Here is a 24,784-nt window from a genome sequence, read left to right as displayed (position 1 = left end):
GCTCTGCCACGTATCCCAACACGCGAGGAAGTGCGATGAAAAAATTATTGATGGTTGCGGCACTGGCCGCAGGTAGCGTAAGTCTGACGGCACAAGCCGATACGTTAAACCAAAAGAGTCTCTCGCTGGCGCAGGCGAATGCGCTGGCCACGTCCGCCATTCAGGCGTGTACGGCAAAGAATTATCAGGTGACGGTCACCGTGGTTGACCGTGCGGGCGTGGTGAAAGCCGTGCAGCGTACGGACAATGCCGGTCCTCATACGGTTAAAGCCAGCGAAATGAAAGCCTGGACGGCGCTCAGCGCAAAGAATGCCTCAGGCAAAGTGATGGAAGCGGCGCAGAGCAACGCTGGCGCGCAAAACATGCGTGATATTCCGGGCTTCCTGCTGCTGGCGGGCGGCCTGCCGGTGAAAGAGGGCGATGAGGTGATCGGGGCGATTGGCATCGGCGGTGCGCCGGGCGGTCATCTTGATGAAGCCTGCGCGCAGGCGGCCATTGACGGGCTGAAAAAGTAACATAAAAAAAAGCACCGGGTTAACCGGTGCTTTTTCATCAGATCTTGCAGGCATCGCCGCAGTCGTCATCCGCAACAATCGCCTGGGCTTTTTTATCTGCGTCGTCCAGACGTTCCGCATTACGCTCTTCTGCTTCATCCAGTCCGTTAAAGACCAGGTTTTCGAGATCAATTTCCATGTGGCACCTGCTTTATTCAGTTTTTGATACTGACACAGTATAGGGCAAAAAAGGCCAGCAATGTACCTCGCAGCACATATGGATAATCCCTGCCATACTCTCTGCTTTATGGCTGAGGAATGCATATGATGACACTCTGCAAAACCTGTGGTACTGCGTATGACGCCACGCCGGAAACATGCCCGATTTGCGAGGATGAACGCCAGTATGTTCCGCACAGCGGCCAGGCGTGGATTGACTTTGCTACCGTGACTTCCACCCACAGCAACAAATGGCAGCAGCTGGAGCCACAGCTGTTCAGTATCAAAACGGTGCCTGCCTTTGCGATTAACCAGCGCGCGCTGCTTTTACGTACCCCACACGGCAATATTCTCTGGGACTGTATTGCCAACCTCGACCCGGCAACCAAAACGCTCATTACCGCGCTCGGCGGCATCAGCGCGATTGCGATCTCGCACCCACACTATTACACCACCATGCAGACCTGGGCTGCGGTATTTAATGCACCGGTGTACCTGCACGCCAGCGACAGAGAGTGGGTCATGCGCGGCAGTCCCGCCATTCAGTTCTGGGAAGGGGATGCGCTGGAACTTGTTCCGTCGGTCACCTTGTTGCGTCTGGGGGGACATTTTGCAGGCGGCACGGTGCTGCACTGGCAGGAGGGCGAAGGCGTATTGCTGGCGGGGGATATTCTTCAGGTCACGCCCGGAAAAGACGCCGTTTCGTTTATGTGGAGCTACCCGAATATGCTGCCGCTGCCTGCCCGCACCGTTGAGCGGATTACCGGACTTCTGGAAGGCAAAAAATTTGCCCGTCTGTACGGTGCCTTTGAGGGACAAAACATCCCGGCAAACGCGGACGAGATTGTGCAGCGGTCGGGCCAGAAATATATTGCTTGTCTCAGGTAAAGCACGATGGGTAAACTTCACGAGTGTGATCCCGATCATACCTAAACTACAACAGATAAAAGAGAAATTGCTATGCAACATATCATTGAAGGTTTCCTCAACTTTCAAAAAGAGATTTTCCCGCAACGTAAAGAGCTCTTCCGCAGTTTAGCGTCCAGCCAGAATCCCAAAGCGCTGTTCATCTCATGCTCCGACAGCCGTCTGGTACCAGAACTGGTCACTCAGCAAGAGCCAGGACAGCTCTTTGTCATTCGAAATGCTGGCAACATTGTGCCGCCGTTCGGGCCAGAGCCGGGCGGTGTCTCCGCAACCATCGAATACGCCGTTGTGGCGCTGGGCGTGACGGATATTGTGATTTGCGGTCACTCCAACTGCGGGGCGATGAAGGCGATTGCGGATAACGCGAACCTCGAACCGATGCCTGCCGTCTCCCACTGGCTGCGTTATTCTGATGCCGCTAAAGCGGTGGTGGAGAAGAAAAGCTGGGATCAGCCGATCGACAAAGTGAATGCGATGGTGCAGGAGAACGTCTTTGCGCAGCTGAGCAACATCAAGACCCATCCATCCGTTGCTGTGGGTCTGCGCAATAACGCCCTTCGCCTGCACGGCTGGGTGTATGACATTGAGAGCGGTGAAATTCGTGCGCTGGATAAAGCGACGAAAACCTTCGTTTCTCTGTCAGAGAACCCGGAAGTGTTCTTCGAATAATGACGATCAGGGCATGGAAGCCCTGTCAGCTATCGAAATACGGCAATCTCCTGCGTAACCCTGAAGCGGGTTTTTCTGCCGCTTTCGCCATCGACCCGGCAATCTCCGCACACTCGGCCAGTCCCTGAACGAAGGGATGATCGTGCATCAGCCAAGGTATCGCGCCAAACGCGATTCTCCCGCGCACCGTTTCTGGTGCTTTAAGCGTGTAATCCTCGCCAATATCAGGGATCTCGTCGCCTGTCGCCTGCAGCTGTTTGCGCAGTGTCGGGAAAGGCAGATCCTCTGTTTTCAGCGGTTTTTGCCCGCGGGCATCAATAAACACGTCAAAGAGACAGGCGTTGTCTTCAGTCGCGATCGCCGTCTGGGCGCGACCGACATCCAGCGTGTAATCATCACCTAATGCGACAACGCTGATGATCCCGGCCTCGCGCAGCGCAAGCAGCCGACGGATAGACTGCGGTGGAATGGCGGCGTAGTTGTCGATAAACACCCGCGCAAGTCCCTGTTTGAAACGTTCCCGGTCCGGCTCATTAAGATGCGGCACGATCTCCTGAACCACCTCGTGCAACCGAAGCACGGTGTAGCGCCAGGGCACCGTTCGCCGCTCACGTTTGTTGCGTTCGACCTCATTAAGATTGGCTTCTGCCCAGCTAAACGGACCGTGCTGTTTGCGGTCCTCAAACCAGGCATCGCGAAGGGTGTCCGCATCCAGGGCGCGCAGCCCGATTTTCTCACACCATGCCGGGTCGGCGAGTTCCAGCTCTTTCACCATCAGGGCAAAAATACGATCCAGCAGGCCGTCAGATCCTTTGGCGATTTCATTCTCAACGACAAATTCAGTTAATACCGACAGCGGCTCGTAAGGAATAGGGCAGTAAAAATCGGCCTCAGGCAGAATGCCTGTCCGGGACATGAGGACTATTTTTAACGCCTCGCTGCCTTTATCCAGAACGAATTTGTCATCAACAAAGGCGCCATGCTGCATAACAACCGCCATGGCGGCGTCCAGTCCGCTTAATGAGGTCCCCATAATCCCCACCCGACAGGCTGGGATATCGGCGTCCATCAACCCGGACCAGGGGCTTGGGAAGAAGGTGCGCGTGGCCTCATCCTCATCAGGCCAGACGTGGCCGGTGGCGATGACGGCAAGATTGAAGCGTTCAGGTAAGCGGCTGTTATTTACCGAAAGCGTAACGCCGTCTTTGTCGGTGGCGATATCCGTCACCTCGGCGGATTCATGGATATCGACATGAAATCCCAGCCTGCGGGCCTCTTTGACCACCCTCAGAAAACTGTCACGAAAATATTCCCCCAGCAGGATCCGGGGCAGAAACTGCCGATCATGCAGGGAAGCTTTATCGACGTGATAGCGGGCGAGATGGGCTGCACTCTGCTCTTTTAACCAGTCGAGGTAGGTCATAAAAACGGGCGGGATTTCAATGCTGGCAATATTCGCCAGCATCAGACGCGAGTTTTCATCAATTCGATAGGGCATGCCCACGCCCGCTTCCTCGGCTTTTTCGAAAATGGAAACGGCCAGTGGCGTTTTATGCTTCAGGAGCGCGTAAAAGGTGTAAATCCCTGTGGGGCCGGAGCCGATAATGGCGATTTTTTTCATCGACACTGTTCCTGCTTTTTTTTGTCATATGAAAAGCGTAGCAGGAGAAAGCGTAAAAAATCAGGCGATTGGGATTATTCAGACTACAAGAAGAGGATTTGCACCATTTCAGGACTGAAATGGTGCGTCCGAGTGGACTCGAACCACCGACCCCCACCATGTCAAGGTGGTGCTCTAACCAACTGAGCTACGGACGCAGAATGGTGCGTTCAATTGGACTCGAACCAACGACCCCCACCATGTCAAGGTGGTGCTCTAACCAACTGAGCTATGAACGCAACGTGTTGTCGGTGACAACGGGGACGAATATTAGCGGCACAGCACCGCAGTGGCAAGAGGCAAAATGCATTTTTCTCTCTGATTTCACGCGATTGCTTCATTACCGCGCAAAGTGAAGAGAAAGTAGCCGCCAGCAGGCGGCTACTGTGTATTTAACGTGCGGCGCGTTGCAAAATTACCGTGGATGGCTGACGTTGCAGGAAGCGCATACGCAGCATCATCATGATAGCCGCAGAGGTCAGACCGATAATAAAGCCGATCCAGAACCCTGCGGGCCCCATACGATCCACCACCAGATCGGTGAGCGCGAGAATGTAACCGCTCGGCAGACCCAACACCCAGTAGGCGATGAAGGTAATAAAGAATATGGAGCGGGTATCTTTATAACCACGCAGTACGCCGCTGCCGATCACCTGGATGGAGTCAGAGATCTGGTATACCGCTGCCAGCAGCATCAGATGAGATGCCAGCATCACCACTTCCGGGTTGTCATTATAGAGCAGGGCAATTTGCTCCCGCAGTGCGACGGTGAAAAGCGCGGTGCAGACCGCCATACAGACACCCACGCCCAGCCCGGTGCGCGCAGCCGTTTGTGCATCAAGAGTTGAACCTTGCCCCAGACGGAAGCCGACGCGGATGGTGACCGCGGCCGCCAGCGACATCGGCAGGACGAACATCAGCGAGCTGAAGTTCAGCGCAATCTGGTGTCCGGCCACGTTCACAATGCCCAACGGCGAGACCAGCAGGGCGACCACGGCAAACAGAGTCACTTCAAAGAACAGTGCCAGCGCAATGGGCAGCCCCAGCTGTACCAGACGCATCATAATGTGCCAGTCCGGCGTGCTGAATGAACGCTCATTACGGATATCACGCAGGGAGCGGGCGTGTTTAACAAAGGTAAGTATGCTAAAGAACATCACCCAGTACACCGCCGCTGTTGCCACGCCACAGCCTACGCCGCCAAGCTCCGGCATACCAAAATGGCCGTAAATAAAGATATAGTTCACCGGAATGTTGACCAGTAAACCGATAAAGCCCATGACCATCCCCGGCTTGGTTTTTGCCAGGCCTTCGCACTGGTTACGCGCCACCTGGAAGAAGAGATAACCCGGTACACCCCAGAGCAGGGCGCGCAGATACCCCACGGCCTTGTCTGCCAGAGCCGGGTCGATATTATGCATGGCGCGAATGATATGCCCGGCGTTCCAGAGCACAATCATAATCAGTACGGAGACAAATCCAGCCAGCCAAAAGCCCTGGCGCACCTGATGGGCGATACGTTCACGTCGGCCGGAACCATTCAGCTGGGCGATAACCGGCGTGAGTGCCAGCAGCAGGCCGTGACCGAAGAGAATGGCCGGAAGCCAGATAGAGGTTCCGATTGCCACGGCGGCCATATCGGTGGCGCTGTAGCCACCGGCCATCACCGTATCCACAAATCCCATTGCGGTCTGGGCCACCTGCGCGATGATCACCGGGATAGCCAGTGCCAATAACTGCCGCGCTTCATTCATGTACTTCTGCACGTGAACACCTTTATTTTGTAGTTATATGAGAGACTAAAAAAGCCGCCGTAACTGGCAGCAAGAAGAAAAAGCAGAGGGGGTGCCAGCTATTGTAGCGGGCTTTAGCTATTAATCTAGTGAAAAAATCGCCAGAAAATGCGCTGCTCTGGCAACCTGTATTTCCAACTGTTATTGTGGTGGGATTAAACGGTGTCACCACCGTCCGGAAAATACAGGAGTTGTAAGCATGTTTACTGGTATTGTGCAGGGCACCGCTAAAGTGGTGTCCATTGATGAAAAACCTAATTTCCGTACCCACGTCGTTGAGCTGCCAGAATATATGCTGGATGGCATCGAAACCGGTGCCTCGGTTGCGCATAACGGCTGCTGCCTGACGGTGACCGAAATTAACGGCAACCAGATTAGCTTTGATTTAATGAAAGAAACGCTGCGTATCACCAACCTGGGCGAACTGGTGGTGGGCGATACCGTAAACGTAGAGCGTGCGGCGAAGTTCAGTGATGAAATTGGCGGCCACCTGATGTCGGGCCATATCATGACCACCGCCGAAGTGGCGAAAATTGTCACCTCTGAAAATAACCGTCAAATCTGGTTTAAAGTGCAGGATCCGTCATTAATGAAATACATCCTGTATAAAGGATTTATTGGTATTGATGGGATTAGCCTGACGGTCGGAGAAGTGACGCCGACGCGTTTTTGCGTGCATTTAATTCCGGAAACGCTACAGCGTACGACGCTGGGGGCGAAAAAACTGGGGCAGCGTGTGAATATCGAAATCGATCCGCAAACCCAGGCGGTCGTAGATACCGTCGAGCGTGTGCTGGCGGCGAAAGAGGCGGCCATAATAAAGGCCACCGAAGAAGAATAAAAAAATAACCCCGGATACCCGGGGTTATTTTTTAGCGCGGCACACGTAAGCCGTGTTCAATCCCGCGACTAAAGACCACCTGCCAGAGCTGAATATCACGCGCGCGGAACGCACCTGCGCAGGCATTCAGATAATAGCTGAACATCCGTTTAAATCGTTCAGAATAGTTGTCTGCAATCTCAGGCCACGCTTGCTGGAAACGTTCATGCCACGCCATAAGCGTGGTGTCGTAATCCGCGCCAAAGTTATGCCAGTCTTCCATGATGAAGTGGCTTTCGCTGGCGTTGGCAATCTGGCGAACGGAAGGCAAACAGCCATTCGGAAAGATGTATTTATTGATCCACGGGTCAACGTTATTGTCCGTGCGCTTAGAGCCTATGGTGTGCAGCAGGAAGATGCCGTCGGGTTTTAAATTACGATCCACCACCTCAAAATAGGTGTCGTAATTTTTCGGCCCCACGTGCTCAAACATGCCCACGGAAACAATGCGATCAAACTGCTCGTTGAGGTCGCGGTAATCCTGCAGACGGATATCAACGTCGAGACCCTGGCAGCGCTCCCGGGCCATTTTTTGCTGTTCGGCTGAAATGGTTACGCCGACCACGCTGACGCCGTAGTGCTTCGCCATAAAATACGCCAGACCGCCCCAGCCACAGCCGATATCCAGCACACGCATGCCGGGCTGCAGCTGCAGTTTCTCGCTAATCAGACGCAGTTTATCCTGCTGGGCTTCTTCGAGGGTTGTCGCCTTTTTCCAGTAGGCGCAGGAGTATTGCATGAAGGGATCCAGCATGCGGCTGAACAAATCGTTACCGAGGTCGTAGTGCTCTTTGCCCACGATCCACGCCCGCTTTTTGCTTTGCAGATTGAACAAACGGGCGGAGGCGACGCGCAACGTATCTTTTATATTGCGGGGGAGCTGGTTCTCCAGACCGGCGCGCAACACGCTGGCAAAGAAAATATCCAGCCGCTCGCAATCCCACCAGCCATCCATATAGCTTTCGCCCAGCCCTAACGATCCCTCGCGAAGTACGCGTTTAAAAAAATCGGGATGTTTGACCTGCGGATCGGAGGGTGAAGATCCGTTGATAGTGATGCCTGCACGACCTAACAGTTCACTGACGATCCGGGACCAGTTATCGTCCGGAACGCTGACTTCTTCTATACACGATGAACTCATAGCTTCTCCATCACCTTACTGTGATCAGAACCTTCAAACAGCGTAGACGCTTTTTATGGTTTGTGAGAAATCTCACGGTAAATACCGCGAGGCTAGTATCCGACGTAGAACAGAGGAAGGGAGATAACCCTTGCCGAAATGCCTTCCATGGTAAAACGGGAGCACTCCGGCTCCCGTTAACACTTAATATTTATCGTATTTAATCGAACCAAATTTAGTATAGGCCTCAAAATTTGGTGATTCAATAGAAAATTCTTAGCAACCTAATCACTGAAATGTTACATATTTTCCCCAGTGATTACGCGTGCGACGTCTCCGCCTGAGCATGGTTCTCAAGCTCGCGCTGTGCGGCGGATTGCATGCGATAACCCATTACTGCCAGCGCAACGGTGACCAGCATCACGCTGGTGGTAGTTAACAGCGGGGTGGCAATCAGCGCTGACACCACCAGGCTTGCCAGGAAGCACAGGCCGAGCTGCAGGGTATTTTGCAGCGCCGCGGCGCGTCCTGTCGCCTGCGGGAAAGGACGTAACGCCTGTGCGACCACGATAGGATAAATGGCACCGTTAGCCACCGCCATCACGCAGAACGGAATCAAAATCTCCGCCAGACCGACGCCTGGAATAAACCCAACGGCCCAGGTCGCGCCCACGCTCAAGGCAAACATCACCAGCAGCCAGGGCAGCATCTGCTGGCCTTCCCATTTCTGCAGCGCCGCACGGCAGCCGTATCCGCCCAGCAGGAAGGCGATGGTCTGCGGGACATAGCTCAGGCCAATGGCGGCCGGGCTGTACCCCATATCGTGCAGAATAAACGGCGAGCCGGTGAGCCAGGCGAAGAAGCTCGCCGAGCAGGCGGCATAGACCAGGACGTTACCACGATACGCTTTGGCGCTCAGCAGGGAGAGGAACGTGATCGGTTTAGCGTCAGCATGCGCCTCTTTTTTATGCGCGGGCTTGAGGGCAAACGCTGGCAGCATCAGTACCAGGGTGATGGCAAACAGCGTGGCAAAAATGGCCTGCCAGTCAAAGTGCGCGAGGATCCAGCTGCCCAGCAGGGGAGCGAGGGCGGGTGACAGGCCAACCAGCGGCATAATGGTGGCGAAAATTCGGTTGGTACGGTTGGCCGGGTAGTAGTCGGTCACGAGAGCCTGCCAGGTTACCGCCGCGGCACAGACGCCGACGGCCTGCACAAAGCGCAGCACCAGCAGCCAGGTCGCATCGCGTACCCACAACATTCCCAGACAGCCTGCGGCAAAAATGGCCAGGCCCAGCAACAACACCGGTTTACGCCCGAAGCGATCGGAGAGCGGGCCCCAGAGCAGCTGTGCGATGGCAAATCCGGCGAGGAACAAACTCAGGCTGGCGCTGATGGCCGCGGCTGGCGTTTGCAGATCTTCCTGCATCGCCGCAAACGCGGGCAGGTACATATCGGTGGCCAAAAAGCCCAGCACGCTCAAACCGCCGAGCCAGACTAAAAATCCATTCCTGGGTTGCATTGTTTTATTCTCCTTGAGGAGGCAGGTAGACACTGGCGCAGAGTGTAGGGAGTGCAAAGCGGGTTGTGAAACGCTAATATTTGGCGGTTGCATTCAAATTTTTTGCAGGCAGAAAATGTGGTCAGATTATTCTCTTGAAGTGGTGGATGCTGTCGCGCGTAACGGCAGCTTTAGCGGTGCGGCACAGGAGTTGCACCGCGTCCCTTCGGCTATCAGCTACACGGTGCGGCAGCTTGAAGAGTGGCTGGCGGTTCCGCTGTTCGAACGGCGGCATCGCGATGTGGAATTAACGCCTGCTGGCGCGTGGTTTTTGAAAGAAGGGCGTTCTGTTATCAAAAAAATGCAGATCACCCGCGAACAGTGCCAGCAGATCGCCAACGGCTGGCGCGGACATCTTTCCATCGCCGTGGACAATATCGTTAAGCCGGAGCGTACCCGGCAGATGATCGTGGATTTCTATCGCCATTTTTCAGACGTTGAACTTCGTGTCTCGCAGGAGGTATTCAACGGGGTCTGGGACGCGCTGGCGGACGGCAGGGCAGAGATGGCGATTGGCGCAACCCAGGCGATCCCCGTCGGGGGGCGCTATGCGTTTCGCGATATGGGCATGTTGAGCTGGAAATGCGTCGTGGCACACGATCATCCGCTGGCTGCCCTGGAGGGACCGCTGAGTGACGACACGCTGCGCAACTGGCCGTCGCTGGTGCTGGAGGATACCTCGCGCTCGTTGCCAAAACGTATTACCTGGCTTCTTGATAACCAGCGGCGGGTGGTAGCGCCGGACTGGGAATCCTCCGCGACCTGCCTCAGCGCCGGGCTGTGCGTCGCGATGGTTCCCGTCCATTTCGCTAAGCCGAGAATCGATACCGGTGAATGGGTCGAGCTGACGCTGGAGAATCCGTTCCCGGATGCGGCCTGCTGCCTGACGTGGCAACAAAATGATGTGTCGCCCGCCATGGCATGGCTACTGGATTATCTGGGAGACAGCGAAACGCTTAACCGGGAATGGCTACGGGAGCCAGCTTAGCTGGCTCCACACGAGATTAACGACGGTAGTCGCGGAATGGACCATCCGCAACGGAACGGCGCTCGATAAGGCGCGGGTGAACTTCAATGGACTGCGACTCTTCACGTTTGTTGACGATCCTGTCCATCAGCATATTGAAGGCCGTTTCACCGAGGGAGTCCTTAGGCTGGTGGATGGTGGTCAGCGCAGGCGTGAAGAAGCGCGCGTTGCGCACGTTGTCATAGCCGATCACGGAAATATCCTGCGGCACGCGCAGGCCCAGCTCATCGGCTGCACACAGAGCCCCCATCGCCATGATGTCCCCGCCGCAGAACACCGCCGTTGGACGATGCGGCTGAGAAACGATCTGCTGCATGGCGCGGTAGCCAGACTCCGGCTCAAAGTCGCCCTGCACGATCCAGTTTTCCGGCACGGTGATCAGCGCTTCTTCCATCGCCTTCATAAACCCGGCCAGACGGCCAGCACCGGTGTTGCGCTCGAGCGGCCCCGGGATCACGCCAATTTCACGGTGACCGCGTTCAATCAGATAGCGGCCCGCCATATAACCGCCTTCGAAGGCGTTATCGATGACGGAGTCGGTAAAGTCGGCGCGCGCTTCGCCCCAGTCCATCACCACCATTGGGATATGACGATACTCTTCCAGCATGGAAAGGACAGATTCCGGGTATTCGGAACACATCACCAGAAGGCCATCCACGCGTTTTTGCGCCATCATCGACAGATAGGCGCGCTGTTTTTCAATATTGTTCCACGCGTTGCCGAGGATAAGGGTATAGCCTTTCTGGAAGCAGTTTTTCTCAACCGCTTCGATGATTTCGGCAAAATAGGCCGCTTCACTGCTGGTCGCCAGCAAACCAATGGATTTGGTGTGATTAACTTTAAGGCTACGCGCAACGGCACTCGGCGAGTAGTGCAGCTCTTTGATTGCCGCCCAGACGGCGTTACGCGTCTCTTCCGCTACGAAGCGGGTTTTGTTAATTACATGTGATACGGTTGTAGTGGAAACGTTTGCGCGTTTTGCTACGTCTTTAATTGTTGCCATTAAATGTCACTCCAGACCATATCCTAAACTCCTGAAAACCTTGAAGGTAAACGTTTGCCTTCTCTCACCCTTATCACGCAATCTTGAATTGCGGCACGCCAGGAAAACGACACGGGACGTCAGGAGGGGGTCAATGGCCGGTACGCTAATAAATTTAGCGTGGAATTTTGTCCTATCTTGATGAAAAGGGGAAGAGCTAAAGTGGTTATCCGTTTAAATCCTGGAAGATTTTTGACGTAAATTGTGTAAAAATGAGCAAGCTCACTTTTCGTGGGGGGATTAAAAGGAGAAAAATTGATGAGTTCCGATCTGAAGTTTTCACTGTTCACCACCGTTATTGTGCTGGCGCTGATTGTTGCTGCAGGTCTGACGGCTGCACTGCACTGATTTACGCGGAGGGGGCGTTCGCTCTCTCCCGCTTGCCCTGATTGTTACATCTCCGGCAAAAATCTTTTGCCAATTTGTTAACTTCTCATTTTTTGTGATTGATGTCATGCTTTCGGCTTCTTTGTTCTGTGTCACCACATGACACGGCATCCGGAGTTGACGCATGAAAATCAATTTTCCCCTGCTGGCCCTGGCGATTGGCGCTTTTGGGATTGGCACCACTGAATTTTCCCCTATGGGACTCTTACCGGTTATCGCCCGCGGTGTGGACGTCTCTATCCCTGCAGCCGGGATGTTAATCAGCGCCTATGCCATTGGTGTGATGGTAGGGGCACCGCTGATGACGCTGTTGCTTTCCCACCGAGCGCGCCGCAATGCGCTGATTTTCCTGATGGCTATCTTTACCCTTGGCAACGTGCTCTCCGCCATTTCGCCTGATTACACCACGCTGATGCTGTCACGTATCCTGACAAGCCTTAACCACGGCGCTTTCTTTGGGTTGGGGTCGGTGGTGGCGGCAAGCGTGGTGCCCAAACACAAGCAGGCGAGTGCCGTGGCAACCATGTTTATGGGCCTGACCATCGCCAACATTGGCGGCGTTCCTGCGGCCACCTGGCTGGGTGAGGTCATTGGCTGGCGTATGTCGTTCCTCGCAACCGCCGTACTGGGTGTTGTCGCGATGGTGGCGTTGTTCTTCTCTCTGCCGAAAGGCAGCGCTGGTGAGCGTCCTGAAGTTCGTAAAGAGCTGTCGGTACTGATGCGCCCGCAGGTGCTCTCGGCGCTGCTCACCACCGTGCTGGGTGCCGGGGCGATGTTTACCCTTTACACCTATATTTCGCCGGTGCTGCATGACATCACTCACGCGACGCCGATCTTTATCACCGCGATGCTGGTGCTGATTGGCGTGGGCTTCTCGATTGGTAACTATCTGGGTGGGAAATTTGCTGACCGCTCCGTAAGCGGAACGCTGAAGGGTTTTCTGACCCTGCTGATTGTCATCATGATTGCCATTCCCTGGCTGGCGCGTAATGAGTATGGCGCGGCCATTGCGATGGTCGTCTGGGGTGCGGCCACCTTTGCCGTGGTTCCGCCGCTGCAGATGCGCGTAATGCGCGTCGCGCATGAGGCGCCGGGTCTTTCATCGTCGGTGAATATTGGCGCGTTCAATCTGGGCAATGCGCTCGGTGCCGCAGCGGGCGGTGCTGTGATTTCGGGTGGTCTGGGATACAGCTTTGTGCCGGTGATGGGGGCCATTATTGCCGCGCTTGGCCTGCTGTTAGTGATGATGTCGGGTCGTAAACAGCCTGAAGCGGCCTGTGCTGCCGAATAAAAAAACGCAGAAGGGGAAACCCTTCTGCGTCTCTCTTACGCGGCGAAGTTCTTCGCCACAAAGTCCCAGTTAACCAGTGCCCAGAAATGCTCCAGGTAGTTAGGACGCGCGTTACGGTAATCAATGTAGTACGCGTGTTCCCAGACATCCACGGTCATCAGCGGAGTCGCGCTGGTGGTCAGTGGTGTACCCGCGTTAGACGTGGAGACGATAGCCAGTTTGCCATCGGCCTCTTTTACCAGCCATGTCCAGCCAGAACCGAAGTTTTTGATTGCGGCATCGGTAAATTTCGCTTTGAACTCCGCAAAGCTGCCAAAGGCGGCGTTAATCGCAGTAGCCAGTTCGCCGGTCGGCTCGCCGCCAGCATTTGGTGCCAGGCAGTGCCAGTAGAAGGTGTGGTTCCACACCTGAGCAGCGTTGTTGAATACGCCACCGTCTGAACTGCGGACGATCTCTTCCAGCGTTTTGCCTTCAAAATCGGTGCCCTTGATCAGGTTGTTCAGGTTGGTGACATAGGTCTGGTGATGTTTGCCGTAATGATATTCCAGGGTTTCCGCAGAAATGTGCGGTGCCAGGGCGTCTTTTGCATACGGTAGTGCAGGTAATTCGAACGACATTGCTTCTCTCCTTATTGTATTTTGCGTTGCCAATAACCACACAGACAACAAGGACAGGATAGCAAATTGAAAGGGTATGCAAAAGAGGAACTTACCCTGCCGTGGTGACGGCAGGGCAGGGTTTAGCGGATGGTTTTCGGCGTCATGACGCGGCGTGCGCCGACGTAGTGACGCACCCAGTAGTCTTCGCTAAGCGAGGTGATCTGAATGTCCTGACCGCTTCGTGGGGACTGAATAAACTTCCCGTTACCCACATACACGCCGACGTGATCAGCCGTACCGCGACCCTGGGTGCGGAAGAAGACCAGATCGCCATTTTGCAGCTCGCCACGGTTAACAGGGGCTGCGTCGCGCAGGTGGTACATTTCATTGGCGGTGCGCGGAATGCGGAATTTCACCAGATCTTTATAGGCGTAATACACCAGCCCGCTGCAGTCAAAACCGGTGCGGGGAGAGGTGCCACCCCAACGATACGGTTTGCCAATTTGCCCCATCAGCTTATTCATCGCCGTTTTTTGCGCTTTCTGTACCCGAACCTTATGCGCGTCGGCAATTTTTGTCACTTTCGTGCATTTGGCTTTATGCCCTTTGCGCGTGGTGCATTTTTCCGTTACGAGGTTGGCAGCAGTTTTTGAGGCTTTACGTTTCGATGCGAGGGCAGTGCGGGAAAATGTTGATTTCGATTTGCTGGAGGCGGTCTTTTTCGTTTGAGCGGTTGTTTTTTTCTTTTCGTTCTTACTGGTAGTCTTTTTTTTACGTTCTGTGGTTTTTGCCAGATGCGTTTTTTGCACAGCAGAGTGCCGCGCCTGTTGAGAGGCGTTTGCCGCTGGCGTGAAAGAGAGTGATGTAAACAGTAAAGCACAGAGCGTGATCGAGATTTTATTTATCCGCGCCACTGGGCAGTCCCCTGATAAATGCAGGTCATCAATAATACCCGCGTGTGATTTACAAAGCCCGTCGATTCTAATCCATAAAAACCCGAGAAGTTAATAGCATTTTTCAATCTAAAAACCTGTTTCGTTAGCAAGTGCAAAAAAATTCATCGATTTGTCGCACAATTGTTCACGCCCTAAGCAAAACCCTGCCTGCCGCAGGGTTAAGCACCATTTACAATGCAACTTTTCGCCACTCGCGATAAAATAGCTATACGTGACAAAAATGTTATTTTCCGATGCCAGTCTGAACCGCTACAATGTCAGACTAATGCCGTAACAGAAGTTAAAGGAAGCAAGACATGAGCACCACTATTGAAAAAATCCAGCGCCAGATCGCTGAAAACCCAATTCTGCTGTATATGAAAGGTTCTCCGAAGCTGCCAAGCTGTGGCTTCTCCGCGCAAGCGGTTCAGGCGCTGTCTGCCTGTGGTGAACGTTTTGCTTACGTTGATATCCTGCAAAACCCGGACATCCGCGCTGAGCTGCCAAAATACGCGAACTGGCCGACGTTCCCGCAGCTGTGGGTCGACGGTGAACTGGTTGGCGGTTGCGATATCCTGATTGAAATGTATCAGCGCGGCGAACTGCAGCAGCTGATCAAAGAGACGGCGGCGAAGTACAAAACCGAAGAGCCGGACGCAGAGTAATTTTCTGCGCAAATAAAAAAGCGACCTTAAGAGGTCGCTTTTTTTTATTCTTCGCTGTCGCCCATCGCCAACGGCCAGCCGCCCAGACGCTTCCAGCGGTTGACTATTTCACAGAACAGCTCTGCGGTGCGCTCCGTATCATACAGCGCGGAGTGCGCCTGCGTGCCGTCAAACTCAATCCCGGCCGTAATACAGGCTTTTGACAAGACCGTTTGTCCCAGTGCCAGGCCACTCAGTGCGGCGGTGTCAAAGGTCACAAACGGGTGGAAGGGGTTACGCTTAAGAGAGGCTCGCTCGGCGGCGGCCATCGTAAAGCTGTGATCGAACGTGGCGTTATGCGCCACCATAATGGCGCGGCTGCAGTTGCTCTCTTTCATGCCTTTACGCACCATTTTGAAAATGGCGTGCAGCGCGTCATATTCGCTCACCGCGCCGCGCAGCGGGTTATGCGGATCGATGCCATTAAACGCCAGCGCCTCTGGCTGCAGGTTTGCGCCTTCAAAGGGCTCAACGTGGAAATGCAGCGTGGTGTCCGGTGTAAGCCAGCCCTCTTCATCCATCTTCAGCGTGATGGCGGCAATTTCAAGCAGCGCATCGGTTTTAGCGTTAAATCCGGCTGTTTCGACATCAATGACAACAGGATAAAAACCACGAAAACGGTCGCACAGACCGGTAAGTTGAGCGTTATCGGACATCAGGGTCTCTTACAAGGGGAAAAAAGCAGAGCGCATTATGGCAAATTTTGGCGTGGGATGCAGTAAAACAACGGGCGCATAGTGCGCCCTGAGGGATCAGTTGCCCAGACCGCGACCGGCGTCTTTGGCTTCAATCAGCTCGATTTTATAACCGTCTGGATCTTCAACAAACGCAATCACGGTGGTGCCGCCTTTTACCGGGCCCGCTTCACGCGTGACGTTGCCACCGTTGCTGCGAATGCGTTCACAGGCTTCTGCCGCGTTGTCCACTTCCAGCGCGATGTGGCCATAGGCCGTGCCCAGCTCATAGCTGTCGACGCCCCAGTTATAGGTCAGCTCGATAACCGCTTCATCCGTTTCCGGGCCGTAACCCACGAATGCCAGCGAGTATTTGTATTCCGGGTTTTCGCTGGTGCGCAGCAGCTTCATACCCAGTACGTTAGTGTAGAAATCGATGGAACGTTGCAGATCGCCAACGCGCAGCATGGTGTGAAGTAGGCGCATAATTTCCTCATTAACCAATGGAGTAGAGTATCTTTTTGAACAGAAACGATGTTTTAGTATAGCGGCGAAAGGCCGCCGCTATCAATGCACAACGGAGAGATTACAGTGTAGGGTAGTCGGTATAGCCTTCCGCGCCGCCGCCGTAGAAGCTTTCCGGGCGCTGTGGATTCAGCGCTGCTTTCTGCTGCAGACGGGCAACCAGGTCCGGGTTGGCAATGTAATCACGACCAAAGGCCACGGCGTCGATCAACCCTTTATTAATCAGATCTTCGGCTTTCTCAGGCGTATAGGCCCCCGCACCGATGATCACCCCGTGGAAACGCTCGCGCACTTTCTGGCGGAAAGCCTCAGAGTAAGGCTGACCACCGGCCCAGTCCGGCTCGGACATGTGCAGATACGCGATACCGCGTTTCGCCAGTTCTTCAATCAGATACAGCGCGTCCGCTTCTTCGTTCGGACCGTTGTCGACGTTCTGGAACGTACCGATTGGGGAGACGCGAATACCAATACGGTCCGGGCTCCACTCCTGACAAACGGCATCAACCACTTCCAGCACCAGACGGGCGCGGTTTTCGACGTTACCGCCGTACTGGTCGGTGCGGTGGTTGGACGACGGTGAAAGGAACTGGTGCAGGAGGTATCCGTGCGCGGAGTGCAGTTCAACCAGATCAAAACCGGCTTCGCGGGCGTTAGCCACCGCCTGACGGAAATCGTTCACGATACCCGAGATCTCATCCAGCTCAAGGGCGCGTGGCGTTGAGGTATCGACGCGGATCGCGTTACCGTTTTCATCGCGCAGGGAAGTGCGGGTATTCGCATTCAGGGCCGACGCGGAAACCGGTGCCTGTCCGCCAGGCTGAATGCTGCTGTGAGATATACGACCGGTGTGCCACAGCTGAACCGCAATGCGACCCTCTTCGGCGTGAACGCCAGCGGTGATTTTCTTCCAGGCGGCAATCTGCTCCGGGCTGTGCAGGCCTGGTGCGCCGGCATATCCCTTCGCCTGTGCGGAAATCTGCGTGGCTTCAGTGATGATGAGGCCAGAGCTGGCGCGCTGACGATAGTATTCACCCATCAGTGGGGTTGGGATATCACCCGGCTCAATGCTGCGCAGACGGGTGAGTGGGGCCATAAACACGCGGTTTGGTGCGGTGACGGCGCCCACTTTCAGTGGGGTGAAAAGTTTTTCAGCTGACATAACGACTCCTGAGTAGACCAGTCGACTAGTAATTAAGTAAATAAAAACGCCTGCTACACGCCAGGCGCAGTAATGCTGCTATTAACATGTGCCAGTGCGCTTTCCAGCGGCACGGCACTGCGGGAAATTTTGGCCTGCAGGTTCGCCCCTAACCAGAGGGAATATAAAACCTGCGCCTGCGTTAACGCCTCACCGGCGAAGGCCAGCGTTTTTTCACGGCGGCCATTCTCAAGCGCCTGCGCCAGCAGGGCGATCACGCCGCTGGCACCTTTATCCATTGCCGCACGCATATCTTCGGAGAGATCGCACACTTCTGCAGAGAGTTTTACCGTCAGGCAACCGCTGATAATGCCCTGCTGACAGAACTGGTTCAGCGTTTCCTGATAGTAGTTGAGAACACGATCCCGATAGTTTCCTTCACCACTGGCGAAATGGGTGGCCAGGCGTTGATGGTAGCTGGCATAGTGCCTCTCCAGCATCGCCACGCCAAACGCCTCTTTGGATCGGAAGTAGTGATAAAACGACCCCTTTGGCACTTCAGCGGTTTTAAGTAACTCGCTTAACCCCATACCGGTAAACCCGCGATGCATGCAAAGCCGCTCGCCGGTCGCCAGTAAATGTTCGCGTGTATCGTGTTCAGTATTTCTGCTCATGGCCAAACTCTAATAGACCGTTCGGTCTATTGCAAGGGCGTTTACTGACGACATGCGTTCAGAATATCCAGTTGCTGCTGATAAACCGTTGATTTCACATCCATCATACCCAGTACGGTAGAGAACAGATTATCCTGCGAAACCGCATTTTTTGCTGCATAGTCGCGCAGGCACTGCGTGTTGATACCAAAGTTTTTCGCGTAGTCCGGTGATAACCAGAACATAAACGGAATGTGCGTTTGTTGCTCTGGCGCCAGCATGTACGGCGTGCCGTGCAGATAAATTCCGCTTTCGCCCAGCGATTCGCCGTGGTCGGAAAGGTAAATCAGCGCGGTGTTCATATTCGCCTGACGTGCCTTCAGCGCATCGATAGTTTTGCTAACCACGCTGTCGGTATACAGAATGGTGTTGTCATAGGTATTCATCAGCGCCTGGTGATCGCAATCCTGAATTTCATTGGTGTCGCAGGTTGGGGTGAATTTGCGGAAATTGTCCGGGTAACGGTGATAGTAAGCCGGGCCGTGGCTGCCCATCAGGTGGATAACCAGTACGGTGTCCTGTTTCAGGCCGTCCAGCACGTTGTCGAGACGGTAGAAGTTCACATCATCAATACAGGACTTGTCTTTGCAGAACTGATCCAGGTTCCACTGGGTCATATCGGTATGGGGTACGCGGTCGCAGGCACCTTTACAGCCGCCGTCATTGTCGCGCCACAGCAGGTTGATTCCCGCGTGTTTGAGCACATCGAGCAACCCTTCCTGGTGATGCGCCAGGTCGGCATCGTATTTGCTGCGCGTCATCCCGGAGAACATGCAGGGAACGGAAACGGCCGTTTCGGTACCGCATGACGTGGCCTGCGGGAAGTTGATGACATCCTGTTTTTTCAGTTCCGGGTTCGTTTCACGGCCGTAACCATTCAGCGAGTAGTTCGCGGCACGTGAGGCCTCACCGACAACCAGCACCAGAACTGTTTTCTTGTTCTGTCCTGCAATCAGCGGGCCTTTATGCGCATCTTCACCTATACGCACCAGCGTTTGGTCACCTTCGAACCAGCGCATTTTGCTGTATTTCATCATGGCGCTGATGTAGTTAGCTGGGGTGACCATCTTAACGATGCTCTTATTGTTGCGAAACAGCGACGCATAATCTTTATAAAACACGGCGGCAACGAGGATGATCACCAGCAGGGCGCCAAGCATGGCGGCAACGCGCATCAGCAGCGCATACCACCATTTTCCGGTCTGAATACGCGTCATCGCCAACACCACGGAAGGAACCAGTCCTGCTATGACAATCCACAGAATCATCTGCGGCGTGACCAGCGCTGTGGCTTCCTGGGAGTTGGTTTCGAACACGTTAACAATCATGTTCTGATCGATAACCGCGCCATAGGTATACATAAAGTACGTTGCCGCGGCACAGCCGACGGTTAAGACGATCAGCAGCGGCTTACGGATAAAGGGGATATTGAGCAGGCTGAAGACAATCACCCAGCCGCAGAACAGCACCAGCGGCACGGACGCGGCAAAAAGGATATCGTGAAGCCTTGCCGGGGCAATAATGGCCCAGCTACGTTGAATAAACAGTGCGTTTATCAGCGTAAAGAAAAGCGCACAACCCAGAGTGAATTTTATATCGTTACACTGTAACTTCTTCGTTAACCACATCGAAAAGAAACCTGTCATCATATTGATGAGGCGAGTATAGAGAGGGAAGATTAGTGAAACCTTAATGCCACAAAACTGTGGTAAAGCCCTTGCACGTGGGGCGTTTAACGTCTTCACTGTAGGTGAGTGTCGGTATTCGGAGGTGAACGTGGCAGAGCAGCTGGAGTTTTTCCCCATCCAGAGCCCGTGCCGGGGGATTTGTCAGGTGGATGAACGCGGTTATTGCCGTGGGTGTATGCGTACCCGCGACGAGCGGTTTAACTGGCAAAATTTCAGCGACACGCAAAAGCAGGAGGTGCTTCGCCTCTGCCGCCAGCGGTTTCTGCGCAAAATACGTGCAAACAAGCCGGGTGAAACCGAAGAACCCCAGCAACCTTCACTGTTTTAACACGCTTATTGCGTATACTCATGACATCACTTCCTTGAGGAAAATGTTATGGTTCAGCGTATTACCCTTGCCCCCCAGGGGCCAGAATTCTCCCGCTTTGTGATGGGTTACTGGCGCCTGATGGACTGGAATATGTCCCCCCTGCAACTGGCGAGCTTCATTGAGGAGCACCTCGATTTAGGGATCACCACCGTCGATCATGCTGACATTTATGGCGGCTATGCGTGTGAAGCGGCGTTCGGAGAAGCCCTCAAGCTGGTTCCGGCGCTGCGTGAGCGGATGGAAATTGTCACCAAATGCGGTATTGCCACGACGGCAAAACCTGAACATACCCTTGGTCATTACATTACCGACAGCGCACACATCATCAAAAGCGCCGAGCAGTCGCTGGTGAACCTGGCGACGGATCATATCGACCTGCTGCTGATCCACCGTCCCGACCCGTTAATGGATGCCGATGAGGTCGCTGAAGCCTTCCTGACGCTGCATCAAAGCGGCAAAGTGCGTCATTTTGGCGTCTCAAACTTTACCCCGGCGCAGTTTGCGCTGCTGCAGTCTCGTCTGCCCTTTACCCTGGCCACCAACCAGGTGGAAATCTCCCCGGTGCATCAGCCATTGTTGCTGGATGGTACGCTCGATCAGCTGCAACAGCTGCGCATCCGTCCTATGGCGTGGTCTTGCCTTGGTGGCGGTCGTCTGTTCAATGACGATGAATTCCAGCCGCTGCGCAATGAGCTGGAAACCATTGCCCGTGAACTGAACGCTGAGAACATCGAACAGGTGGTTTACGCGTGGATCCTGCGTCTGCCGTCGAAACCGCTACCGATTATTGGTTCCGGTAAAATTGAACGCGTGCGTTCTGCCCTGGCGGCTGAAGAGCTGCAGATGAGCCGTCAGCAGTGGTTCCGCATCCGCAAAGCTGCGCTCGGTTACGACGTACCGTAAACCGGTAAAAATGTGACTTTCCGGTGAAATCTTTGCCTCTGGTATACACTTAAGAGGCAAAAAATAACCAGCGGAGGTCATATGAAGCGTTTTGCTCTGGCACTGGTCACGCTGGTTGTTTGCGCAGGGGCGCAGGCAGCCAGCGATGAAGTAGAAATGAATCTCGTCACCTCGCAGGGCGTAGGTCAGTCCATCGGCACAGTGAAAATCACTGAAACCGACAAAGGACTGGAATTTGCGCCCGATCTCAAGGCCCTGCCTCCCGGCGAACATGGTTTTCATGTTCATGCTAAGGGGAGTTGTCAGCCCGCGTTAAAAGAGGGTAAACCCTCGGCAGCAGAGGCGGCAGGCGGCCACCTTGACCCACAACATTCCGGTAAGCATGAGGGCCCGAACGGAATGGGCCATCTGGGCGATCTGCCCGTGCTGGTGGTAAATAATGACGGCAAAGCCACGGATCCGGTTGTTGCGCCACGCCTCAAAAAGCTGGATGAGGTGAAAGGCAAGGCGCTAATGATCCACGTCGGCGGCGACAATATGTCCGATCAGCCGAAACCGCTTGGCGGTGGCGGGGCACGCTATGCCTGCGGGGTGATCTGATCCCCAATCGTCCCCGGCGGTGGCGCTTGTTCCAGCTGCGAGAGGGAACAGTGCAGCCGCCAGATTATCGACGCTAAATCACGCGCGGCGGGCTGATGGTGGTGAGCAAGACTGTCGCAGATCCGCTGCAGTTCAGTCAGCGTCGCTTCCAGCGGGCGTTGCTGAACGCCGCGTTCACTCATCACATCGCGTAGCAGAGAGATGCACACGTCGCGCACCTGCGACAGCGGATCGGAGCGTGTCTCCCATGCGCGAAGTTGCCAGACCACGTGGGAACAGTTCAGCAGGACCACTCCCCAGCGCAGCAGCCAGCGGCGGGAAAGCGAGTCCTGGCTATTATTGAGCTGGCTGACATGGTGGTACACCAGCGATTCATACTCACTTTCACGCAGATGCGGTTTACGGCTGAGCTGATCGACAAACCCCCGACGAAGCTCGCGGATATGGCGTCGGCTTTTACGCGCGTCTGAGCCGGGGCGTAATACGGCAAAAGCCAGCCACGCCAGACCCACGCCCAGGATTTTTGCCAGATTATCATTGAGAAAATCGGCGTAATCATAAACCGGCGGGTTTGTGACTGAGATAAACGAGCCCATAAAGACAATCAACTGACCCCAGAGCCCCGCCAGTTTGGGCATTTGCAGCTTCAGAAGCTGCATCGTGGTTAATAGCGGAAACAGAAACAGCAGGAACTGCCACAGGTCGCTTATCTGCACCATCAGGCCGAACTTGACCACAAAGCTGAACAGCGATAACAACACCAGCGTGCGCAGCAGCAGCGTAAGCGAGTTGAACGGCGAGGCGGCGACGGAGTAGAGCACGCAACTGATGGCGGCCAGCGTGAGCGCGGCGGAGCCAGATTCCCACTGCGTGGTGATACTCCATGCCCCCACCAGCGTCAGGGCGCAAAAGGTTCGAAAACCGCTCCACAGCGCTTCCAGATAGTCAGTGTGTCGCGCCAGCGCCGGGCTACTGGGAACGGCGAATTCCGTTATCGGCGTGGCATTTTCAACGGCCTTGATCCAGCGACTGCTGCGCAGATACAGGCGGCAAAAGTAGTTCAGACGCTGCCAGAAGGCGCGGTGGCGATAATCGTACTCATCTTTCGGTGCAAGCGGGGCGATAATGCGGGCCACCGTGTAGATGTCGGCATCCGGGCGGGCAAGGGCTGCGAGCAACGTTTCAATGATGGCGCGGGTGTTTTCCGGTGGCGTTGACCAGTTGAGTAACATCCGGCGCAGGCTGGAGATCGCACTGGTCATCCGTAGCTGCTGGTGAAGCAGGTAGTTCAGCAGGGTATTCTGGCGGCGAAAACGATAGTGGCTCCAGAAGGCCTGAATGCGTAACAGATTCATGGTCAGGATCTGACCAATCACCTTTTCATGCGCCAGGCGAATCTCATCGTTTGTATCCGGCTGCCAGAGCAGGCTCGCATGTTCCAGCAAGCGGGTATGCATGGTCTTCAGCGCCGTGATAAGCGCGGTGCCGTCGGAGGTGCTGGGCATGATCATCATCATAAACCCGCCGCTCAGAATACCGACAATAACTTCACAGACGCGCGCCTGGGCGATATCCCATAACTCGGTGGTATCGAGAACGTTAACTACCGGAAAGGCAATAATTGCCGCGGTGTAGCCCGCCAGCTGGAAGGCGTAGGCGACGTTGTTGGTAAAGTGGGCGCAGGCCCAGGTGCAGCATCCGAGCCATGCCGCCATGCTCAGTAAAAAAAGCCACGGATCGTTCAGGGTATGGCCTGCAATGATCAGCGCCGCAGTGGCACCGAGCAGGCTGCCCGCGATGCGCCCAAGGCTTTTACTGATCACTCCGCCAACGGTCGGGAAGCTCACGACCGCCGCGGAGGTCATGGCCCAGTAAGGCTCGTCAAGGTTCAGATAGTAGGCGACGGTCAGCGCAAGGCACATGGCAATGCCATTGCGCAGGGCGTAGCGCCACTGAGGGCGCGTTGCTTTCATCCACGGCAGATTTCGCCAGGATAAGGCATTCATCAGGGTGTTCCGATCGAGACAGTACAGGTTGTGCCGGAGACCAGCGTTAACCCCTGCGGTAAGCGGTCAAATTCAACCCGAACCGGCACGCGCTGGGCCAGGCGCACCCAGGGGACATTAGGTTTGATGTCGGGAACCAGGCCAGAATCGGTTTCAACGCTCTGATCGTAAATGGCACGGCCAATGCTGGAAACGTGACCCTGTAACCTTTGCGAGCCGCTATAAAGCGTTATCGTGGCAGGGGCACCTTCCCGAATGTGGCGAAGTTTGGTCTCTTCAAAATAGCCCACGACGTAAAACGAGTGGCTGTCGACCAGCGCGAAAATCGGTTGGCCGGTGGTGGCATAATTACCCACGCGGGCAGAGAGGTTCGTCACCCAGCCATCGACAGGGGCCTGTACCACGGTTTGTGTCAGTTCCCATTGCGCCTGTTTGAGCGTTGCCTCTGCCACATTGACGTTGGCCTGCATCGCCTTGACGTTGATGTTGGCGGTATCCAGGTCTTCGGCAGAGATATAGTTTTGTGATAAATGCCGACGACGCGTGGCTTCGTTGTTCGCTTTCGCCAGTTCAGTCTGGGCCTTAGCCAGCTGCGCCTGGGCGTTTAGGATCGCGATATGGTAAGGGGTGTCGTCAATGCGGAATAAAACATCTCCCTTTTTAACAAACTGGTTATCCTTAACCAGAAGCGCCGTGATACTGCCAGATACCTGCGGGGTGATACTCACCTGTTCAGCGCGAATTTTACCGTCGCGTGTCCAGGGTGACTGCATATAAAAATTCCACAGCCACCAGCCGGCAACCAGGGCCAGAGCCAGGACAAAGAGGGTGGAAAAGTACTTCAGCGTTTTCAGGGGCATAA

The 24,784-nt window shown here is 54.8% G+C and carries 26 protein-coding genes and 2 tRNA genes; 11 read left to right on the top strand and 17 right to left on the bottom strand.

Annotation, left to right across the window (positions count from 1 at the left end; all coding sequences use genetic code 11):
- Window positions 1-35: 35 nt before the first annotated feature.
- On the top strand, window positions 36-515 hold the full coding sequence (locus VF709_RS06450; RefSeq protein ID WP_038419202.1) for a GlcG/HbpS family heme-binding protein: 480 nt from the start codon (window positions 36-38) through the stop codon (window positions 513-515).
- Window positions 516-552: 37 nt separating this feature from the next.
- On the opposite strand, the gene VF709_RS06445 is transcribed toward VF709_RS06450, so the two are convergent.
- Window positions 553-693, bottom strand: a complete 141-nt coding sequence (locus tag VF709_RS06445; RefSeq protein ID WP_013096938.1) for a hypothetical protein — start codon at window positions 691-693, stop codon at window positions 553-555.
- A 125-nt stretch (window positions 694-818) separates the two neighbouring features.
- Between VF709_RS06445 and VF709_RS06440 the strand changes: the two genes are divergently transcribed.
- Both VF709_RS06440 and VF709_RS06435 read left to right on the top strand, forming a co-directional pair.
- A complete protein-coding gene (locus VF709_RS06440; RefSeq protein WP_149896450.1) occupies window positions 819-1,601 on the top strand; it encodes an MBL fold metallo-hydrolase in 783 nt (260 codons plus the stop codon).
- 72 nt (window positions 1,602-1,673) lie between these two features.
- A complete protein-coding gene (locus tag VF709_RS06435; protein WP_013096936.1) occupies window positions 1,674-2,309 on the top strand; it encodes a carbonic anhydrase in 636 nt (211 codons plus the stop codon).
- Window positions 2,310-2,334: 25 nt separating this feature from the next.
- Here the strand turns inward: VF709_RS06435 and VF709_RS06430 are convergent, their stop codons facing one another.
- The 4 genes from VF709_RS06430 to mdtK form a co-directional block, all read right to left on the bottom strand.
- A complete protein-coding gene (locus tag VF709_RS06430; RefSeq protein ID WP_149896449.1) occupies window positions 2,335-3,930 on the bottom strand; it encodes an FAD-NAD(P)-binding protein in 1,596 nt (531 codons plus the stop codon).
- A 120-nt stretch (window positions 3,931-4,050) separates the two neighbouring features.
- Window positions 4,051-4,127: transfer RNA gene (locus VF709_RS06425), tRNA-Val, on the bottom strand.
- A 4-nt stretch (window positions 4,128-4,131) separates the two neighbouring features.
- Window positions 4,132-4,208 (bottom strand) — tRNA-Val (locus VF709_RS06420).
- Window positions 4,209-4,361: 153 nt separating this feature from the next.
- A complete protein-coding gene (mdtK, locus tag VF709_RS06415) occupies window positions 4,362-5,735 on the bottom strand; it encodes an MdtK family multidrug efflux MATE transporter (protein WP_013096934.1) in 1,374 nt (457 codons plus the stop codon).
- A gap of 226 nt (window positions 5,736-5,961) precedes the next feature.
- Here mdtK and VF709_RS06410 point away from each other — a divergent pair, with 226 nt between their 5' ends.
- Window positions 5,962-6,603, top strand: coding sequence for a riboflavin synthase (locus VF709_RS06410; protein WP_013096933.1), 642 nt, complete (start codon window positions 5,962-5,964; stop codon window positions 6,601-6,603).
- Window positions 6,604-6,634: 31 nt separating this feature from the next.
- On the opposite strand, the gene cfa is transcribed toward VF709_RS06410, so the two are convergent.
- Together cfa and punC are read right to left on the bottom strand one after the other, a co-directional pair.
- Window positions 6,635-7,783 carry a cyclopropane fatty acyl phospholipid synthase gene (gene cfa, locus VF709_RS06405; RefSeq protein ID WP_013096932.1) on the bottom strand — a complete coding sequence of 383 codons (1,149 nt, stop codon included), beginning with the start codon at window positions 7,781-7,783 and terminating at the stop codon, window positions 6,635-6,637.
- A 298-nt stretch (window positions 7,784-8,081) separates the two neighbouring features.
- Window positions 8,082-9,281: a purine nucleoside transporter PunC gene (gene punC / locus VF709_RS06400; RefSeq protein ID WP_045902886.1), complete on the bottom strand. Its 1,200-nt coding sequence runs from the start codon at window positions 9,279-9,281 to the stop codon at window positions 8,082-8,084.
- Between the two features lie 115 nt (window positions 9,282-9,396).
- Here punC and punR point away from each other — a divergent pair, with 115 nt between their 5' ends.
- Entirely contained in the window at window positions 9,397-10,308 is a 912-nt protein-coding gene (punR, locus tag VF709_RS06395; RefSeq protein ID WP_013096930.1) for a DNA-binding transcriptional activator PunR, read from the top strand.
- Window positions 10,309-10,324: 16 nt separating this feature from the next.
- Here punR and purR read toward each other — a convergent pair whose 3' ends face one another.
- On the bottom strand, window positions 10,325-11,350 hold the full coding sequence (gene purR / locus VF709_RS06390) for an HTH-type transcriptional repressor PurR (protein WP_013096929.1): 1,026 nt from the start codon (window positions 11,348-11,350) through the stop codon (window positions 10,325-10,327).
- Between the two features lie 297 nt (window positions 11,351-11,647).
- Here purR and cydH point away from each other — a divergent pair, with 297 nt between their 5' ends.
- Window positions 11,648-11,737 (top strand): cytochrome bd-I oxidase subunit CydH, encoded by a 90-nt coding sequence (cydH, locus tag VF709_RS06385; protein WP_020688313.1) that lies wholly within the window; start codon window positions 11,648-11,650, stop codon window positions 11,735-11,737.
- Between the two features lie 163 nt (window positions 11,738-11,900).
- Window positions 11,901-13,067: an MFS transporter gene (locus VF709_RS06380; RefSeq protein WP_038419208.1), complete on the top strand. Its 1,167-nt coding sequence runs from the start codon at window positions 11,901-11,903 to the stop codon at window positions 13,065-13,067.
- A gap of 35 nt (window positions 13,068-13,102) precedes the next feature.
- Here VF709_RS06380 and sodB read toward each other — a convergent pair whose 3' ends face one another.
- Together sodB and VF709_RS06370 are read right to left on the bottom strand one after the other, a co-directional pair.
- On the bottom strand, window positions 13,103-13,684 hold the full coding sequence (gene sodB / locus VF709_RS06375; protein ID WP_013096926.1) for a superoxide dismutase [Fe]: 582 nt from the start codon (window positions 13,682-13,684) through the stop codon (window positions 13,103-13,105).
- Window positions 13,685-13,806: 122 nt separating this feature from the next.
- A complete protein-coding gene (locus VF709_RS06370) occupies window positions 13,807-14,580 on the bottom strand; it encodes a C40 family peptidase (protein WP_187170937.1) in 774 nt (257 codons plus the stop codon).
- A gap of 338 nt (window positions 14,581-14,918) precedes the next feature.
- On the opposite strand from VF709_RS06370, the gene grxD reads away from it, so the two are divergent.
- The gene (gene grxD / locus VF709_RS06365) at window positions 14,919-15,266 is read left to right on the top strand and encodes a monothiol glutaredoxin 4 (protein ID WP_003832760.1); all 348 of its coding nucleotides are present in this window, start codon (window positions 14,919-14,921) and stop codon (window positions 15,264-15,266) included.
- Between the two features lie 44 nt (window positions 15,267-15,310).
- On the opposite strand, the gene rnt is transcribed toward grxD, so the two are convergent.
- The 5 genes from rnt to eptA form a co-directional block, all read right to left on the bottom strand.
- On the bottom strand, window positions 15,311-15,961 hold the full coding sequence (gene rnt, locus VF709_RS06360; RefSeq protein WP_013096924.1) for a ribonuclease T: 651 nt from the start codon (window positions 15,959-15,961) through the stop codon (window positions 15,311-15,313).
- A 96-nt stretch (window positions 15,962-16,057) separates the two neighbouring features.
- A complete protein-coding gene (gene gloA, locus VF709_RS06355) occupies window positions 16,058-16,465 on the bottom strand; it encodes a lactoylglutathione lyase (protein WP_013096923.1) in 408 nt (135 codons plus the stop codon).
- Window positions 16,466-16,565: 100 nt separating this feature from the next.
- The gene (locus VF709_RS06350) at window positions 16,566-17,663 is read right to left on the bottom strand and encodes an alkene reductase (RefSeq protein ID WP_440231105.1); all 1,098 of its coding nucleotides are present in this window, start codon (window positions 17,661-17,663) and stop codon (window positions 16,566-16,568) included.
- Window positions 17,664-17,716: 53 nt separating this feature from the next.
- Complete coding sequence (locus VF709_RS06345) at window positions 17,717-18,316, bottom strand: TetR/AcrR family transcriptional regulator (RefSeq protein WP_028028082.1); 600 nt, start codon at window positions 18,314-18,316, stop codon at window positions 17,717-17,719.
- 41 nt (window positions 18,317-18,357) lie between these two features.
- The gene (eptA, locus tag VF709_RS06340; RefSeq protein ID WP_130626027.1) at window positions 18,358-19,983 is read right to left on the bottom strand and encodes a phosphoethanolamine transferase EptA; all 1,626 of its coding nucleotides are present in this window, start codon (window positions 19,981-19,983) and stop codon (window positions 18,358-18,360) included.
- A 148-nt stretch (window positions 19,984-20,131) separates the two neighbouring features.
- Between eptA and VF709_RS06335 the strand changes: the two genes are divergently transcribed.
- The 3 genes from VF709_RS06335 (at window position 20,132) to sodC (ending at window position 21,916) form a co-directional block, all read left to right on the top strand.
- On the top strand, window positions 20,132-20,371 hold the full coding sequence (locus VF709_RS06335; protein ID WP_013096919.1) for a DUF1289 domain-containing protein: 240 nt from the start codon (window positions 20,132-20,134) through the stop codon (window positions 20,369-20,371).
- Window positions 20,372-20,419: 48 nt separating this feature from the next.
- Window positions 20,420-21,316: an aldo/keto reductase gene (locus tag VF709_RS06330; RefSeq protein WP_020688306.1), complete on the top strand. Its 897-nt coding sequence runs from the start codon at window positions 20,420-20,422 to the stop codon at window positions 21,314-21,316.
- 81 nt (window positions 21,317-21,397) lie between these two features.
- The gene (gene sodC / locus VF709_RS06325; protein ID WP_013096917.1) at window positions 21,398-21,916 is read left to right on the top strand and encodes a superoxide dismutase [Cu-Zn] SodC; all 519 of its coding nucleotides are present in this window, start codon (window positions 21,398-21,400) and stop codon (window positions 21,914-21,916) included.
- On the opposite strand, the gene VF709_RS06320 is transcribed toward sodC, so the two are convergent.
- Both VF709_RS06320 and VF709_RS06315 read right to left on the bottom strand, forming a co-directional pair.
- Window positions 21,895-23,922, bottom strand: coding sequence for an FUSC family protein (locus VF709_RS06320; protein WP_094084180.1), 2,028 nt, complete (start codon window positions 23,920-23,922; stop codon window positions 21,895-21,897). The genes sodC and VF709_RS06320 overlap by 22 nt on opposite strands.
- A complete protein-coding gene (locus VF709_RS06315) occupies window positions 23,922-24,782 on the bottom strand; it encodes an efflux RND transporter periplasmic adaptor subunit (RefSeq protein ID WP_013096915.1) in 861 nt (286 codons plus the stop codon). The genes VF709_RS06320 and VF709_RS06315 overlap by 1 nt, the downstream gene beginning before the upstream one ends.
- Window positions 24,783-24,784: the final 2 nt, after the last annotated feature.

Source organism: Enterobacter sp. Lyrl_3, from assembly GCF_051948675.1.
Classification (GTDB): domain Bacteria; phylum Pseudomonadota; class Gammaproteobacteria; order Enterobacterales; family Enterobacteriaceae; genus Enterobacter; species Enterobacter cloacae.
Note: the sequence above shows the minus strand (reverse complement) of the source record. Positions and strands in the feature narration are given on the sequence as shown.

Coding starts and splice junctions, on each gene's coding strand:
- gloA (WP_013096923.1), bottom strand. CDS start 16,465: ATGCGCCTACTTCACACCATGCTGCGCGTTGGCGATCTGCAACGTTCC.
- VF709_RS06380 (WP_038419208.1), top strand. CDS start 11,901: ATGAAAATCAATTTTCCCCTGCTGGCCCTGGCGATTGGCGCTTTTGGG.
- VF709_RS06350 (WP_440231105.1), bottom strand. CDS start 17,663: ATGTCAGCTGAAAAACTTTTCACCCCACTGAAAGTGGGCGCCGTCACC.
- VF709_RS06445 (WP_013096938.1), bottom strand. CDS start 693: ATGGAAATTGATCTCGAAAACCTGGTCTTTAACGGACTGGATGAAGCA.
- cfa (WP_013096932.1), bottom strand. CDS start 7,783: ATGAGTTCATCGTGTATAGAAGAAGTCAGCGTTCCGGACGATAACTGG.
- eptA (WP_130626027.1), bottom strand. CDS start 19,983: ATGTGGTTAACGAAGAAGTTACAGTGTAACGATATAAAATTCACTCTG.
- purR (WP_013096929.1), bottom strand. CDS start 11,350: ATGGCAACAATTAAAGACGTAGCAAAACGCGCAAACGTTTCCACTACA.
- sodB (WP_013096926.1), bottom strand. CDS start 13,684: ATGTCGTTCGAATTACCTGCACTACCGTATGCAAAAGACGCCCTGGCA.
- punC (WP_045902886.1), bottom strand. CDS start 9,281: ATGCAACCCAGGAATGGATTTTTAGTCTGGCTCGGCGGTTTGAGCGTG.
- rnt (WP_013096924.1), bottom strand. CDS start 15,961: ATGTCCGATAACGCTCAACTTACCGGTCTGTGCGACCGTTTTCGTGGT.
- VF709_RS06430 (WP_149896449.1), bottom strand. CDS start 3,930: ATGAAAAAAATCGCCATTATCGGCTCCGGCCCCACAGGGATTTACACC.
- grxD (WP_003832760.1), top strand. CDS start 14,919: ATGAGCACCACTATTGAAAAAATCCAGCGCCAGATCGCTGAAAACCCA.
- punR (WP_013096930.1), top strand. CDS start 9,397: ATGTGGTCAGATTATTCTCTTGAAGTGGTGGATGCTGTCGCGCGTAAC.
- VF709_RS06440 (WP_149896450.1), top strand. CDS start 819: ATGATGACACTCTGCAAAACCTGTGGTACTGCGTATGACGCCACGCCG.
- VF709_RS06345 (WP_028028082.1), bottom strand. CDS start 18,316: ATGAGCAGAAATACTGAACACGATACACGCGAACATTTACTGGCGACC.
- VF709_RS06330 (WP_020688306.1), top strand. CDS start 20,420: ATGGTTCAGCGTATTACCCTTGCCCCCCAGGGGCCAGAATTCTCCCGC.
- cydH (WP_020688313.1), top strand. CDS start 11,648: ATGAGTTCCGATCTGAAGTTTTCACTGTTCACCACCGTTATTGTGCTG.
- VF709_RS06320 (WP_094084180.1), bottom strand. CDS start 23,922: ATGAATGCCTTATCCTGGCGAAATCTGCCGTGGATGAAAGCAACGCGC.
- VF709_RS06315 (WP_013096915.1), bottom strand. CDS start 24,782: ATGCCCCTGAAAACGCTGAAGTACTTTTCCACCCTCTTTGTCCTGGCT.
- VF709_RS06410 (WP_013096933.1), top strand. CDS start 5,962: ATGTTTACTGGTATTGTGCAGGGCACCGCTAAAGTGGTGTCCATTGAT.
- sodC (WP_013096917.1), top strand. CDS start 21,398: ATGAAGCGTTTTGCTCTGGCACTGGTCACGCTGGTTGTTTGCGCAGGG.
- VF709_RS06435 (WP_013096936.1), top strand. CDS start 1,674: ATGCAACATATCATTGAAGGTTTCCTCAACTTTCAAAAAGAGATTTTC.
- VF709_RS06450 (WP_038419202.1), top strand. CDS start 36: ATGAAAAAATTATTGATGGTTGCGGCACTGGCCGCAGGTAGCGTAAGT.